The organism is Methanofastidiosum sp. (assembly GCA_013178285.1).
Lineage (GTDB): Archaea > Methanobacteriota_B > Thermococci > Methanofastidiosales > Methanofastidiosaceae > Methanofastidiosum.
Genome location: JABLXD010000007.1, coordinates 1 through 15,158, shown reverse-complemented (window position 1 = coordinate 15,158; position 15,158 = coordinate 1). Strand labels below are relative to the sequence as shown.

The 15,158-nt window shown below is 32.6% G+C and carries 15 protein-coding genes; 12 read left to right on the top strand and 3 right to left on the bottom strand.

The features are described from left to right. Positions 1 to 66 precede the first annotated feature (66 nt). Both HPY60_03790 and HPY60_03785 read right to left on the bottom strand, forming a co-directional pair. Entirely contained in the window at positions 67 to 600 is a 534-nt protein-coding gene (locus HPY60_03790; protein NPV50302.1) for a hypothetical protein, read from the bottom strand. 20 nt (positions 601 to 620) lie between these two features. Further along, the gene (locus HPY60_03785; GenBank protein NPV50301.1) at positions 621 to 1,085 is read right to left on the bottom strand and encodes a DUF1003 domain-containing protein; all 465 of its coding nucleotides are present in this window, start codon (positions 1,083 to 1,085) and stop codon (positions 621 to 623) included. Positions 1,086 to 1,182: 97 nt separating this feature from the next. Between HPY60_03785 and HPY60_03780 the strand changes: the two genes are divergently transcribed. From HPY60_03780 to dnaJ, 9 genes are all read left to right on the top strand, one after another. Further along, a complete protein-coding gene (locus HPY60_03780; GenBank protein ID NPV50300.1) occupies positions 1,183 to 1,923 on the top strand; it encodes a hypothetical protein in 741 nt (246 codons plus the stop codon). Next, positions 1,916 to 3,040, top strand: a complete 1,125-nt coding sequence (locus tag HPY60_03775; GenBank protein ID NPV50299.1) for a hypothetical protein — start codon at positions 1,916 to 1,918, stop codon at positions 3,038 to 3,040. The genes HPY60_03780 and HPY60_03775 overlap by 8 nt, the downstream gene beginning before the upstream one ends. Before the next feature lie 68 nt (positions 3,041 to 3,108). After that, on the top strand, positions 3,109 to 4,320 hold the full coding sequence (locus HPY60_03770; protein ID NPV50298.1) for a hypothetical protein: 1,212 nt from the start codon (positions 3,109 to 3,111) through the stop codon (positions 4,318 to 4,320). Between the two features lie 27 nt (positions 4,321 to 4,347). Next, on the top strand, positions 4,348 to 5,040 hold the full coding sequence (locus HPY60_03765) for an ABC transporter ATP-binding protein (GenBank protein NPV50297.1): 693 nt from the start codon (positions 4,348 to 4,350) through the stop codon (positions 5,038 to 5,040). Beyond that, positions 5,021 to 8,005 carry an FtsX-like permease family protein gene (locus HPY60_03760; protein NPV50296.1) on the top strand — a complete coding sequence of 995 codons (2,985 nt, stop codon included), beginning with the start codon at positions 5,021 to 5,023 and terminating at the stop codon, positions 8,003 to 8,005. Before HPY60_03765 ends, HPY60_03760 begins: the two co-directional genes overlap by 20 nt. A 90-nt stretch (positions 8,006 to 8,095) precedes the next feature. Next, positions 8,096 to 8,542, top strand: a complete 447-nt coding sequence (locus HPY60_03755) for an ArsR family transcriptional regulator (protein ID NPV50295.1) — start codon at positions 8,096 to 8,098, stop codon at positions 8,540 to 8,542. 8 nt (positions 8,543 to 8,550) lie between these two features. Further along, a complete protein-coding gene (gene grpE / locus HPY60_03750; protein NPV50294.1) occupies positions 8,551 to 9,093 on the top strand; it encodes a nucleotide exchange factor GrpE in 543 nt (180 codons plus the stop codon). A gap of 37 nt (positions 9,094 to 9,130) precedes the next feature. Then, positions 9,131 to 11,041: a molecular chaperone DnaK gene (dnaK, locus tag HPY60_03745; protein NPV50293.1), complete on the top strand. Its 1,911-nt coding sequence runs from the start codon at positions 9,131 to 9,133 to the stop codon at positions 11,039 to 11,041. 33 nt (positions 11,042 to 11,074) lie between these two features. Beyond that, positions 11,075 to 12,199 carry a molecular chaperone DnaJ gene (dnaJ, locus tag HPY60_03740; protein ID NPV50292.1) on the top strand — a complete coding sequence of 375 codons (1,125 nt, stop codon included), beginning with the start codon at positions 11,075 to 11,077 and terminating at the stop codon, positions 12,197 to 12,199. Positions 12,200 to 12,242: 43 nt separating this feature from the next. Here the strand turns inward: dnaJ and HPY60_03735 are convergent, their stop codons facing one another. Beyond that, on the bottom strand, positions 12,243 to 13,091 hold the full coding sequence (locus HPY60_03735; GenBank protein ID NPV50291.1) for an alpha/beta hydrolase: 849 nt from the start codon (positions 13,089 to 13,091) through the stop codon (positions 12,243 to 12,245). A gap of 220 nt (positions 13,092 to 13,311) precedes the next feature. Here HPY60_03735 and HPY60_03730 point away from each other — a divergent pair, with 220 nt between their 5' ends. From HPY60_03730 to HPY60_03720, 3 genes are all read left to right on the top strand, one after another. After that, positions 13,312 to 13,728: a phosphoheptose isomerase gene (locus tag HPY60_03730; protein NPV50290.1), complete on the top strand. Its 417-nt coding sequence runs from the start codon at positions 13,312 to 13,314 to the stop codon at positions 13,726 to 13,728. 108 nt (positions 13,729 to 13,836) lie between these two features. Further along, positions 13,837 to 14,748, top strand: coding sequence for a mechanosensitive ion channel (locus tag HPY60_03725; protein NPV50289.1), 912 nt, complete (start codon positions 13,837 to 13,839; stop codon positions 14,746 to 14,748). 50 nt (positions 14,749 to 14,798) lie between these two features. Continuing rightward, a partial coding sequence (locus HPY60_03720) for a class I tRNA ligase family protein (GenBank protein NPV50288.1) occupies positions 14,799 to 15,158 on the top strand: 360 nt, incomplete at its 3' end.

Here is a 15,158-nt window from a genome sequence, read left to right as displayed (position 1 = left end):
CGGTAACGGCCTTTTAAAGTTAAGGTTTAATATTTGTATAATTTTGGCCAGCTATCTAAGTCTTCATTATAAAGCCTTACTCAAAAGTATTATTAGAAAAATGCCTGCAGTATTAAGAACATAAGATATAATTCCAAAATGTTTTAGTTTTACTTCTTTTGATGATGCAAGGATAGTGACACCTATCTCATCAGGCAGAGGAGTTGCTATAAAAATAGATCCAAGAGCATATGCTAAATACTTTTGATAAAGTTTAGGTATTTTATTCAATGTAAAGATTGATACTTTGTGCTGTGAAAATTCCTTTATCTCATCAGCAAAAGAAATTCGAATAAAGTGAAATATTAAGAAATCGCCTACTAACGATCCTACGCCTGCAATCAATCCTAGAAATATAATGTTTTTATTAGTTGAAAATATTAAGATTAAAGCAGTAGCAATTGGGGCAGTGAAGGAAAAGACATACAAGATTCCAGAAATAAAAATACCTAAGTATCCCCATTCTAAAAAACTCTCAGGTACGAAATTACTTAATCCTCCAAAGAAGAAGAAAGTCAGTAAATAAATTACGCCCAATGATTTAAATTTCTTATATTTCACCACACCACATCAAAATAGATTTATTTTTTAATATTAAGAGAATCTTCAATCGAAGATAATTTTTGATAAATCAACTTAATAGCATTATTTTGTGCATCTAGATTATCTAGTATTACTCTTATCTCTTCTTCAGCTTTTAAATTTATCAGATAATCTGTATGTGCTTCTAATCTAGTCTTTGCGTCTTGCCTATTTTGGCTCATCATTATAACTGGGGCGGTGTAAGATGCTAATAATGAAACAATTAGATTTAAGAATATGAAGGGGTATGGGTCCCATTGATTAATCCACGCAGTAATATTCAAAGATACCCATATTAATAAAATTATGGTCTGTGTAAATATAAATCCCCAAGAACCAATTTTAGAAGTGGCCCAATCAGAAGCCTTTTCACCAAATGTTTGTTTTTGTTCATATAATTCATTAACGTCACATATCTTTTCGTGTTCATGTTTATAAGGCTCAGGGAAATTTAATTTATCCATTTTTTCCACCTTTAAATTGATTTTGTTGCGATATTTATATATTTAATTAACTAATTGGAATAGAATTAAATATAAAAAAGGCCCATATATAATCCGTATGAAAGATTCTGTGTCAAATGAATACCTTTCAGAAATTGTAGGTAACGCAATAATTAAATTATCTAATTATAACTTAGATATTTTCTCTGATTTGTTTAAACCAATACTAGAAAAGAAATGCCCTTTTTCTAAACTTGATTTAATTGGAAGGAATTTGGGATTAAATCTTAAGGATAAACCAGAATTACTTATCAAAGGATTTGATATTTTAATTGAATCTAATAAAATGGGAAGCTATGTAATAGTAAGCCAAGGATTATCTCAACTTATGCCAGAAAATATTGAGTTAGTAATGGAAAAAAGCAGGCAATACATTATATATGGAGATAAGTGGTATGTTTGCGATATAATAGGAGAGAGGAGCATAGGATTATCTTTAGTTAATTACTTTGATATTACTATTCCATGGATTCAAAAGTTTTTAGAAGACGAAAATAGATGGATTAGGAGATCTGCTGGGGTTTCTATTCATTTCTTTAGTAAACGAATATTAGATCAAAAAGAGAGAACAATTTTACTATTAAATATTTTAGAGCCACATATGGAAGAGAAACAGATTGATACAGTAAAAGGAATTGGTTGGGGGTTAAAAACAATTGGCAAATATCATCCAGATATACTCACTGAATTCTTGTTAGCACAATTAAGCAAAGACAAGATTATATCAAAAACTATGCTTAGAAAAGCATTGACTTATCTGCCTATGGATAAAAGAGAGGAGATCGAATCATTTGTATAAAGAGTATTCTACAAAACATATCTTGAATGTCCATAAATATTGCGATGGAGGGTGGTTCTGGATAAAGTATTCTGCTTCTCCATATATTGGTTGTGAATATGGGTGTAGTTACTGTTACTGCAGAGAAGATAAATACGACCCGCATAAACGTGAAATAGATCCTGAGATAATTGAGTTGGAGGACCCATTCTCTGAATATATTAAAATTAAAAAAGATGCGCCAGATCTTTTTAGAAAAGCGATTGGGAAAAAACCTAAAGATTTGATTTATCTTGACAGCTATCAACCTGTTGAAAATAAATATGGTTACTGTAGGAAAATTTTAGAGGCATGTCTTGATCTAGCATTTCCTATTTTTATTAATGAAAAATCTCCGCTTCTTTTAAAAGATTTAGACATATTAAAAGAGATTAATAAAAAAACTTATGTCAACGTTGGATGGTCAATCATTGCCAGTGAAAACGACGAAATATTTTCAACGTTTGAACCTAATAATCCTTCTCCTGATTCCAGATTCGAATCAATGAGGGTATTATCTAATAATAATATTCTTACAGGAACAGTATTCATGCCAATACTACCATACATTTATGACACTGAAGATAATATAGAAGGAATTATTAAAAAAACAGCTGCCAATGGAGGAAAATATATCCTTGACGGAGGATTAACCCTAAATGGTTACTGCAAATCTTATTTTTTTAATTTTTTAGAAAAATATGATTCCTCGCTAATTGAAAAATATGAATTACTTTTTTCTAACGATAAACTATATTCACAAGTCAATATTAAAACCCATAAAATAGTCTCGAAATATTGTCAAAAATATAAACTTCAAAACCATATTACACGACCTATAGATTATTTTCCTATAGAGTATCAAATTAACAAAAAAGTATCAGAAAAATTATTTCTAAAAGCCAGAGAGATTCAATTGGAGGGGAGAGAACGATATAAAGAATGGGCATATAGAAAAGCGGCAAGGGAAATAGATGAACTTGATGAGAGCATAAGTACGATATATATAAATGAAGGATTAAAAGGATTATTGAAGATAAATGGTGTAGGTAAATCAATCGCAATGGAAATTGAAAAATTAATTAAATCCAATATTTAAGCGGAAATAGTCGAAAAATATATAAAAAGAATAATTCTAAAAATCTCAAGATAGTTTAAAGTGATGTTATGAAAATAATAACTTATTTAATGATTGGAATGTTGCTTTTGGCAACAGGTATGTATGTTTCAGCATCTGATAAGAATTTTGATATTATAGTGGCTCAGGGGTCTTCCCTTAAAGCAGGCACTGAAAATAATCTCGTTACAGTTACTATTAATAATGAAACCTCTCTAGAGTTTCAAACTGTAAAGGTATATTTGGACCTTTCTTCCCCATTTTCAGCTTCAAATAAAGAATCTGATCAATTTGTAATTGGGAATCTTACGACTATCCCTAAAGGTGCTTTCTTTGTAATTGACGTTGACAGTGGAGCTGCTTATGGAAATTACAAAATACCTGTTATTATCGAAACAAACAGAGGGAATTATCAAGAAGAGGTAGAGATTAAAGTTATTGGCGATACTCTAGTTAGTGTAGATGATTTCGCAATCAATGGAGTTAAAGGCACAACTGTTGACCCTGGTACAGTTTTCAATCTTAATCTTAGATTGAAAAATGTTGGCGGTAACAGATTACAGTGGTTGAAAGTCACATTGGACACAAATGATCCAGAAATTGTTCCCGTTTCATCTTCTTTAACAAAAACATTCCAAGATGTTAGAAGCAGTGAATACGTTGTTGCTTCTTACGATTTATCTATAGGGAAAAATACAACTCCAAAAAACCATATAATGACTTTAGTTCTAACTTTTCAGGATAATCTAGGAGTCACACATACACAAAACGAAGTTCTTGGTTTAAAAATATCTGGAACTCCACAATTGGAACTTGGTAGAAGAACTACCGACCCAACTAGGATTGTTCAAAATCAGCCTTTTGTCTTAACCTTAAAAATAGAAAATATTGGTACAACTGATGCAGATAATGTTAAACTAAAAATAGAATCTCCATTTGTAGGAGACAGTGAAGCATACCTTGGTAAGATTCAAAAAGATGATTACGCAAACGGTGTATTTGCCTTAAATTCCGGTGCCAGTAGTGGAGAAGTTAAATGTAAACTCATTGTCACATACAATGACGATAAAGGATCTCATACAAATGAAAAAGAATTCTTTATTTCCGTAAATGCTATTCCTCAAGCAACAGCTGGACAAGCCATAGCAGGTTTAATTGTTCCAATACTAATATTGGCCATAATTATCGGCGGAATATATTTCTACAGAAAAAGGAGAAAATCAAAAAAAGAAGGATCTTCTAAAGAAGCATCTGGCCAATAAATTGAAATCCTTAGAGGGTATTAAAAAATGGAATCTCCAGTAATTGATGCAAGGGCACTTTATAAATGCTATACTCTTGGTAATGTACAAATTCCCATCTTGCGCGGGATAGATCTTACTGTAAAAAAGGGCGAAATAGTTGCTTTAATGGGGCCATCTGGATCTGGTAAAAGTACCCTTCTAGGGATTCTTGGAGGTTTAGATTTACCAACATCAGGGAAGATTCTAATCGACGGAATTGATATAACAAGACTTCCGGAAAGTAAACTTGCAGAAATTAGGGGTAAAAAAATTGGATTTGTCTTTCAAGCATATAATTTAGTTTCAACACTTACAGCAATTGAAAATGTAATGTTGCCGTCATATTTTGTCAAGGGAACAAAAAAGGATCCTGAAGAACTATTGGAAATAGTTGGACTTAGCCATAGAAGAAATAACAAGCCAACTGAGATGAGCGGTGGAGAACAGCAAAGGGTGGCTATTGCAAGAGCATTAATAAATAATCCGAAAATATTGTTTGGCGATGAACCTACAGGTAACTTGGATTCTAAGACTGAAAATAAGATATTAAATTTATTTCAAAAATTAAGAGATGATTTTGGTTCTACTATTTTTTTGGTTACACATTCGGATGAAGTGGCAAATATAGCTGACCGTGTTATATATATCAGAGATGGCAGATTGGAACGGGAGAAAAATGTTGGAAAACTCAAAAATTAGCATATATTCAAAATATGCTTCTACCTCCCTATTAAGAAGAAAACAAAGAACACTTTTTTCTTTACTTGCAATAGCAATTAGCATAGCATCTATAGTAGCCATTAGTCTCATGGGCAATTCTGTTAATTTCACTCTTCAGAGTAGCGTAAAATACTATTTTGGAGGAGATCTAAGGCTTGATATGGAACCTGTGGGATTTAGGACTGGTGATTTTGATTTTCGAGAAACTGAAGATTTTATTATAGGATTAAGGGATACGGGAACCATTGAAGATTACACATACATTATAGATACTGTAAGAGGAACAGATATACAAAGGGAAGGGGTTACTCAGACTTTTTTGGGGTTAAGAGGCATAGAAACAGGAAAGTATCCGTTATACGACGAAATTCCCGTAATTGAGCCCAAAGGAGTAAAATTCAATACCCTAATTAAAGAGCCATATGATATTGCTGTAAATGACATATTGGCCCAAAATCTTAAATTAAAAGTTGGAGACACCCTACCTGTTTTATCCGACAATGGTCGAACCGAATTCAAAGTAGTGGGGATAGTGAAGGAAGGGGGCGGTGTCGCCGATATATTTGGGGTAGGGATAATAAAACATGAAACAATAATGGAACTTCTTGAACTAGAAGAAAAAGATGCTTCTAGCATATTCATTAAAACACAAAATGATTCCTTGATGTACGAAGCCGAAAGATCAATTCAAAATCAGCTAATAGACAGGAATAAATATCAGATAACTCTTACAAATTATATAGAGCAAAATGAAGCAACTATTGATACTCTAAGGCCTGTACTGCAGTTTTTTGGTCTCGCGGGAATTATAGCACTTCTTGTAGGTGCAATTGGTATAATTACTACGATGTTTATATCAATGAAAGAGAGAAAAAAAGAAATAGGAACAATGAAAGCCGTAGGTATTAAAAGTTCTCAAGTTATTAATTTTTTTCTCTTTGAGGCGTTGTTTTTAGGTATCAGTGGAAGTATTTTAGGCGTTATTCTTGGGATAATAATATCAACCCAACTTGTTCTTATTGCAGAAGGATTGTTCAATACAGCTTTACGTTTAGTCATAGACCCATTTATTTTACTGTACGGTTTTTTAGTAGGTGTATTTTCCGTATTGACTTTTCAGATAGTACCCGCTTACATTGGTAGTCAAATAAGGCCAATCATAGTTCTCAAAGATATGGAAGGCGAAAAGCCATTTTATAGAGATTGGGGATTTATAAAAATAGTTTTTATATCTTTCATAGTTTTTGGAGGAATATTATACTTGAATTTGCGCTCTTTATTAATTGTACTGGGCGTATTTGGATTAATATTTTTAATGTTCATATTTACAATTGTTTCAAGATATATCATTAAACTAGTTTCTAGATTCCCAACTTTTAATTTTGTTTCACTTAAGTTAGGATTAAGAAGTATTGAAAGAAATCATTGGACAGTAGCAACAGCTCTTTTGGCAATCGCAATTGGACTCGGCAGCGTTGGGGGAGTTCTTACTACTGGAGAAGGTCTCAAAGATTTTGTAGCTGATGCATTTTCTTCATTTGCAGATTACGATATTCAAATAAACGGCATACCAGATTCAAAGATTTCTGATATGGAAGAGAGATTGTTGTTGATGGAAGAAGTCAAAACAGTATACAAAACAACTGATGAATTCTCTGGATTTAATTTAAATATCGATAAAGTCAATGGTAAACCAATATCTCGATATATTAGTGATTTTACTGAAGAGAAGAGAATAAAGGCAGAAGAAAGATGCATCAATGTAAATTTGGGCGGGAGAAATATAGAGTTTAATCCACTTAATCCTGTTACTTTTAAGACTGTAGGGGGGAGGCTCCTTGGAAAAGAGGACATAGGTAAAAATAATATAATTGTTTCCACACAATGCGTTGATACTTTTGGGTTTGGAGTAGGGGATACCATTACCTTTAGATATAACGATTACTATTTTGACATGAAGATTGTTGGGGTTTATGCGCCGAGTTTTCAAGGGGGTGGTCCACCTTCTTCTAATTTAGGAATTATTACATCTATAGAAACACAAGATAGAATTAGACGATCATCTTCAAATAAGGAGTTTAATATACTCGAAGTTAATGGCGTAAAATTATCAGATTATGCAAAATTATTGCCTGAAGATCAGTCAAAATTAATACCAATTCTATCTAAGACGAGTGTAAACATTGTAGGATTAGACGTAGAAGTTGAATATTTCGGACCTTACGGTAGTGAGGAAATTATTATTTCAAAAAGATTGGCAGAATCATTTAGACTTAAGATTGGAGATTCAATTACCTTAGAAGAAAATGAATATATGAAAACATTTGTTATCCAAGATATTAGAGAAGGCCCCTTCAATAAGGAATCAGATATTATAATCCCTTATTCAGCACTTAAGGGAACTTTTCCAGATATTTATACTTATACTTTGAGCGTGATAGCTAAAGAGGGTCAAGCACCTGCCTTATCTAAGAAGACCAAAGCTATGTTTTCACCAGAATATTATGTATTTGAATCCTCTGAAGTATTATCCATAGTGAATAGACTAATAGATCAAGTTGTAATTCCAATATCCTTACTTGCCTCGTTTTCCCTTTTTGTTGCTATTATAGTTATATCTAACACTATGTATCTTTCTATAATTGATAGAAAGAGGGAAATAGGAATAATGAAAGCAATTGGCGCAAGTAACTTTACCGTACTAAAAAATCTTGCTATAGAAAACTTAGCAATTGGTGTAGTAGGCGGTATTTTATCTTTAGTTATTCTGTATTTTGCTTTCTTTGGGCTCTCTCTTATACTTCAAATAGAGGGCACACCAATTAGTCCATTAATACTTGGAGGTATATTCTTCTTGTCGTTAGTTGTATCTGTGATTGCTTCGATTATACCTGCATACAACACTTCAAAAATAAGGCCATTGTCAGTATTAAGATATGAATAATATTTTTATTGTTCAGTATCATTTCGACAAAATAAGCATAACCGAAACTCTTATAAATGGATTGATTAGATTAACTTCAGGTGAACTTAAGTGGCCGTTTCACGAAGCTGTCCTATGAGGGTCGTTGTAAGGGATTTAGACGCTCCTTTTGAGGACTCTCCGACAGAATACATTGAATGGGTTTGCGAATCTCTAGGAATTGTAACTGGAAGAGACGTAAACAAGACGGCAATTACAGTCTTTAGAGTCATAGTAGAAAAATCTGATTGTAGATACGGTGTTTCAAGTACAGAATTGGCTGAAGAACTATCCATGTCTCGTGGTGCTGTAATCAATCAGCTTAACAAATTAATTGAATGCGGCCTACTAAGAAAAAGCGGACGAAATTATACTCTCCGAGGTGGAAATCTAACTAGAACAATGATGGAGATAAGAGGGGATTTTGATAGACTCTTTGAAAGACTCGAGAAAGCTGCAACATATATGGACAACTGCTTTGGCTTCCCAATGGAGAATAAACTCTATAAAAAATTATAGGTGAGCAAATGGAAGAAGAAACTGGAATCATTGATAATAATGAAGACATAATAACTGAGCTTCAAAATAAATTATCTGAATTAGAGAAACAGCTTTCAGAAAGTGAATCAAAGTTAAAAGATACTTATGACCGATTTCTAAGAAGTGAAGCGGATTTTCAAAATCTTAGAAAAAGAACAGAAAAAGAAAAAGAAGATACGAGAAAATATGCTTTGCAGGAAGTAATAATAGGAATATTAAATGTACTTGACCACATAGAAAGAGGAATAAAAGCCTATAAGGAGTCTGAAAAAGAAACTCTACCTAAAGAAGAAGTTCTCAAAGGAATTGAACTTATTTATAAAGATCTTAAAGATGTGCTGAGCTCTCATGGGTTATGTGAAATAGAATGTTTGGGAAAGGAATTTGATCCATTCTACCATGAAGCGTTGGCTACAGTATGTTCTGAGGAATCAGAGCACAATAGGGTAGTGGAAGAGTTTCAAAAAGGATATATATTGAATGATAGGGTGATAAGACCCTCAAGAGTAAAAGTAACAAAAAATGAGTAATTAGGATAATAATATTATAGTAAATGAGGTGGATATAATGGGAAAAGTTTTAGGAATTGATTTAGGAACAACAAATTCATGTATGGCTGTAATGGATAAAGGTCAACCTCTAGTAATTCCAAACGCAGAGGGGGGAAGAACTACTCCTTCAGTTGTAGGAGTTTCCTCCAAAGGGGAATGGCTAGTAGGCAGAGTTGCAAAAAATCAGATTGTTTCGAATCCTGAGAATACTGCTTACTCTGTTAAGAGATTCATTGGAAGAAGATATGATGAAGTAGACAGTGAAAAGAGGATTATCCAATACACAATTACGCCCGGTAATAACCAAGAAGTAAGGATAGTTTTGGGCGGAAAAGACTACACACCTGAAGAACTATCTGCAAAAATACTCAAAAAAATGAAAGATGATGCCGAAGCTTATCTTGGAGAAAAGATTACGGAAGCTGTAATAACTGTGCCTGCTTACTTTAACGATTCACAGAGAAAAGCTACCAAAGATGCAGGAGAAATTGCAGGTTTGAAAGTATTGAGGATTATAAATGAGCCTACAGCAGCGACTCTTGCTTATGGGCTTGATAAGCAGCATGAGCAAACAGTTCTTGTTTATGACCTTGGTGGTGGTACCTTTGATGTTTCAATCCTAGAGATTGGAGATGGAGTATTTGAAGTAAAGTCAACAAATGGTGACACACACCTTGGCGGAGATGACTGGGATCAGCGTATCGTGGAATGGCTAGTTGAGGAATATAAGAAACAGTATGGAAAAGACATAACTAAAGACAAAATGGCAATGCAAAGATTAAAAGAAGCTGCAGAGAAGGCAAAAATTGAGTTATCAGGATTGGCCGAAACTTCAATTAATCTTCCGTATCTAACTGCAGACGAAACTGGGCCAAAGCATTTAGAACTTTCTCTATCAAGATCTAAATTTGAAGCTATGACTAAAGATCTTTTAGAAAGAACTATGAAGCCAATCCAACAAGCAATGACCGATGCCAAAGTAGAGCCAGAGGATATTGACTCAATTCTACTTGTTGGCGGATCAACAAGAATGCCTCAAGTATACAACTATGTAAAACAGTACTTTGCAAAAGAGCCAAGAAGAGACATTAACCCTGATGAATGTGTAGCAATTGGTGCAGGAATCCAGGGAGGAGTATTAAAAGGAGAAGTAAAAGATGTACTTCTTCTCGACGTTACACCACTATCATTAGGAATAGAAACTTTGGGAGGAGTATTCACAAAATTGATAGATAGGAATACAACTATTCCTACAAAGAAAAGTGAAGTATTCTCCACAGCAACAGACAACCAGTCTTCAGTAGAGATACATGTACTCCAAGGAGAAAGGCCAATTGCAGCTGACAACCATACACTTGGTAAATTTACATTAAGTGGAATACCTCCTGCTCCAAGAGGCATCCCTCAGATAGAGGTTACATTTGATATAGATGCGAATGGAATTCTAAACGTTACTGCTAAAGACAAGGGAACTGGAAAGGAACAGAGCATTACAATTCAGGCTTCAGCTAATCTGTCAAAGAGCGAAATTGAAAATCTAAAGAAAGAAGCAGAAGTTCATGCCCAGGATGATATTAAGAAGAAAGAACTGATAGAAGCTAGAAATCAGGCTGATACAGTGATTTACACAACTGAAAAAGCAATAAAAGATTTCGGGGATAAGATAGAAGTATCTAAAAAATCTGAATTAGAAGGATTAATTACAGAACTAAAGAATGCTATGAATAGCAACAATCCTCAAGAAATAAACGAAAAGACAGAAAAACTTTCAAAATCAATGTACGAAGTAAGTGCTAAAATCTACCAGCAAACACAAAGTGCACAGGAACAACCAAGCGAAGAGCCAAAAACAGAAGGCCAAACAAATACTGGCGATAATGTCTACGATGCTGATTTTGAGGTAACAGACGAAGATAAAAAAGATTAATTTATTTTTTATTTTAATTTTTGAGGTTTTAGGATGGCTAAAAGAGATTACTATGAAGTTCTAGAAATAACAAAAAACGCTACTGATGAAGAAATAAAAAAAGCTTACAGGAGACTTGCTAAAAAATATCATCCTGATCTCAATAAAGGGGATAAATCCGCCGAAGAAAAGTTCAAAGAGATTTCTGAAGCATATGAAGTCTTAATGGATAAAAATAAAAAAACTAATTATGATAAATATGGTCACGCAGGCGTAAATAGTCAATTCGGTAGAGAAGGATTTGAATGGAGTAATTTTACTCATTTTTCAGATTTAGAAGATATTTTTGGTGGAGGATTTGGCGGAGGAGGTTTCGGCGATTCAATATTTGATATATTCTTCGGATCTTCTGGCCAAAGAGGTGGCACTTATAGACCACAAAGAGGCAGAGATCTAAAAACAGGCATATCTATAACACTTGAAGAGGCATATACAGGAACAAAAAAATCTCTTAAGATGAACAAAGGATTAAAATGCTCCGATTGTCAAGGATCTGGTTCAAAAGGCGGATCGCCACCAAAAGTATGTCCTGCTTGTGGGGGCTCTGGAAGGGTCCAAGCTAGAAGAGAAACTGTTTTTGGTACATTTGCAACAGTAACTGCATGCAACACTTGTGGTGGAAGGGGAAAAGTTATAGTAGAGAAGTGCCCTAAATGTGGTGGCAGTGGCAGTGTACGTGGAGAAAAAACTATCAATATCGATATACCTAAAGGAATTGAAGACGGAACGACTCTTAGAGTGTCCCAAGAAGGTGAGATGGGATCTCTTGGGGGGCCACCTGGAGATTTATATGTTGAAATTAGAGTTCTTCCGCATAGTAATTTCAAGAGAGAAGGAGCTGATTTAGTTTATTCCCAATCAATTAGTATGGCCCAAGCTGCGTTGGGGTGCTCTTTATCCGTACCCACAATTGATGGAAAAGCAAACGTTAAAGTTCCTCCTGGAACACAGCCGGATACCATATTAAGACTAAAAGCTAAAGGAATGCCAAAACTTAGAGGATTTGGAACTGGAGATCTACTTGTAAGAATAAAAGTGGAAATTCCAAAGAATTTAACATCTGAAGAGAGAGATATATTAAAAAAATATGCCCAGATCAGAAGAGAAGAGATTAACTGAATCAAAATGTAAATATTTCTTTTTAGTAAATCTTTTTCTGAAATTAATTATTCTGAATACGTTCAAGAAACTCAAACGCTTTACCTGTTAAATAATCATTTTGATTACCAAAATCACTATTAATACTCATGTGTGATTTGTCTAAAGTAGGTACTAGCTCTGAATAAAAATTAAATTCTCTCAATTTATTAACAAAATTCTCTGATTGTATATCTCTATTTCTCAAAGATCCAACTAATCCGCCGCCAGAGTATGCTATAAACATTGGAGGTATATCCTTATCTTTTTCCACATAGGTTACAGGAGAAGAATATATTAAGAATTCAGGATCTTTTCCAAACGTAAGAATATATGCTTCAGGTATATTATTATAGGTTTTATACAAAAGATCTAAATCATAAACTGCATCGAGGGATATAACCCCTTTTATGTTATTAAGATTCAAACTATTCTCTTTTAAGTACCTTTCATCTGTCGATACCAAAGTTACAAGGTGGGCCCCAGCAGAATGGCCCATTAAATATATTTGTTTTTTATCCCCTCCATAATTTTCTGCATTGGCATAAATCCAAGCTATAGCCTTTCCAACGTCTTGTACATGAACCGGAAATTTAGCGTTAGGAGAAAGCCTATAATTAATTGATATAAAAATAAATCCTTTTTCTGTAAATGCAAGCGGTTTTAGACCTACACTAGTTTTATCTCCTAATCTCCACGCTCCACCGTGCACATAAATCATAATTGGTTTTAATTCTTCTGAATTTGTTGTATATATGTCCAAACTATTGAGCTTTGGATCGACCCCCTTTATTGAATCATATTGAATATCATAATATTTTAAAAGAGAAGTTGAATCTTGAGTATTATTTTCAATGCTTAAACAACAAGCCATTATAATTAAAAAAATAAGCAAAATAAATAATTTGTAAGTCATAATATCTCCATACATTATTGATTTAATATTAGAACTTTATATATTAAAAGAAACATTAGTATTAAAAGTTTAAGACTATAAATTAGAGTATATATTTCAAGATGAACTAATTATAGATAATAATAACCTATAAATAGTATTGTATAATTTTTATTATATATGTTAGCGAGGTAAATAAATGAAATATCTTAGAGAACACATTGGTTCAAATGGAAAAAAAACAAGCCCGCGTCTCCTAGAAGGATTAAAAAACTTCATTATAGATATAGATGGAGTTATTTGTGATGATATACCTAATGAAGAGCCTGAAAGAATGTCAACAGCCAATGAAATTCCTAATGCAAAGGCAACTATTAATAAGTGGTATGAGGAAGGGCACATTATCACGTTTTTTACTTCTAGAACTGAAAAAGAAAGAGACGTAACTGTTAAATGGTTGGAAGATCATGGATTTAAGTACCACAATATTATTTTTGGAAAACCAAGAGGCGGAAATTACCATTACATAGATGACAAAGATATCAGAGCTACTAGATTTGAAGGTAAATTCGGAGATTTTGTTAAAAAAACAAAAGAAATACAAGTTTTTGAATAATATGAGAAGATATTTTTATCAATCCAAAAAACTTCAAAAAATATAGTATTTTTTTCTCTTAGAGAATATAAAGAAAAGCATATAAATTTTATTTATTAAATAGTATATATGAAAAAAATCTTCTACTTTATTTTGTTTGTAATTATATTTTTATCTTTGCTGTTTTACCTTATTGATTATACCAACATAATACTTAATAAAATATATTATAGTTTTTTAACAATAACATTAACATATCTCATTTTTAAATATTTTTTTCAGGATAATATTTCAAATAAAATTAAGGATTCTAAAACAAGATATTCATTTAAAAAAACGATATATGTACTTTATATAATACTCACCGCCACAATAATTATTAGAATTTGGGTTCAAGATACTCAAACATTAGTTATATCGTACGGTCTTTTTGCCGCGGGTGTAGCAATCTCCTTACAAGAATTTTTTAAGAATTTTGTTGGAGGAATAGTATTATTCGTGACTAGAGAATATAGTGTAGGCGATAGAATTGAAATCAAAGGCAAATATGGGGATGTAATTGATATCGGAATCTTGAATACAACTTTACTTGAGATAAGAGAATGGGTATCTTCAGATCAACCTACAGGGAGATTGTCTATAATTCCAAATGGCCAAATATTATATGCAACTGTCAATAATTATACTAAGGACAATAAATACATTTGGGATGAGATTGAAATCCCAATATCTTACGAGAGTAATTGGGAGAAAGCCATAATACTAATTGAAGGAATTGTAAAAGAATATACAAAAGAAATTGTTATAAATGCTGAAAAAGAAATCTCTGAATTAAGTAATAAATATTACCTATCTAATAAAGCAGTTGTCCCAGAAGTCTATATATCTCTAACAGACAATTGGATTAATTTCAATGTAAGATACATTGTTGAAGTAAGGGAAAGAAGGAAAGTTTATAGTGATTTAAGTAAATTATTTTTAAAGGCTATACAAAGTTCTGAGGATATAAATATTGCATCTGAGACTCTTAAAGTGTCTTAATATATTTTTTATTTAGGTATGTTTTTATATTTGTTTGACATAACCAATTCATGAGCTATGAAACTACTTCAAATTTATCTTTTTACAATAGTTTGAGTAAAAAAATTGATAAGTTAGATATACCCATATCAAAAGAAATTAAAATGTTCACATGTGGACCTTCTATATATAGGAAGCCACATATTGGTAACTATAGAACGTTTTTATTTGAGGATATACTCCAAAGATATTTGGAATACATGGGTTATAATGTGACGAGATTAATGAATTTTACAGATATTGAAGATAAAGCAATTGAAGAAGCTAAAAGTAAAGGAATATCCGTAAACGAATTGACAAAAAAAATAGCGGATATATTTCATGATGAAATAAAACTTCTCAACATTAAGACGCCCACATATATAGTAAGA

Bases quoted from the DNA above. Each gene is read 5' to 3' on its own strand.
- dnaJ (NPV50292.1), top strand. From the start codon at position 11,075: ATGGCTAAAAGAGATTACTATGAAGTTCTAGAAATAACAAAAAACGCT.
- HPY60_03765 (NPV50297.1), top strand. From the start codon at position 4,348: ATGGAATCTCCAGTAATTGATGCAAGGGCACTTTATAAATGCTATACT.
- HPY60_03780 (NPV50300.1), top strand. From the start codon at position 1,183: ATGAAAGATTCTGTGTCAAATGAATACCTTTCAGAAATTGTAGGTAAC.
- HPY60_03725 (NPV50289.1), top strand. From the start codon at position 13,837: ATGAAAAAAATCTTCTACTTTATTTTGTTTGTAATTATATTTTTATCT.
- HPY60_03730 (NPV50290.1), top strand. From the start codon at position 13,312: ATGAAATATCTTAGAGAACACATTGGTTCAAATGGAAAAAAAACAAGC.
- grpE (NPV50294.1), top strand. From the start codon at position 8,551: ATGGAAGAAGAAACTGGAATCATTGATAATAATGAAGACATAATAACT.
- dnaK (NPV50293.1), top strand. From the start codon at position 9,131: ATGGGAAAAGTTTTAGGAATTGATTTAGGAACAACAAATTCATGTATG.
- HPY60_03785 (NPV50301.1), bottom strand. From the start codon at position 1,085: ATGGATAAATTAAATTTCCCTGAGCCTTATAAACATGAACACGAAAAG.
- HPY60_03770 (NPV50298.1), top strand. From the start codon at position 3,109: ATGAAAATAATAACTTATTTAATGATTGGAATGTTGCTTTTGGCAACA.
- HPY60_03735 (NPV50291.1), bottom strand. From the start codon at position 13,091: ATGGCTTGTTGTTTAAGCATTGAAAATAATACTCAAGATTCAACTTCT.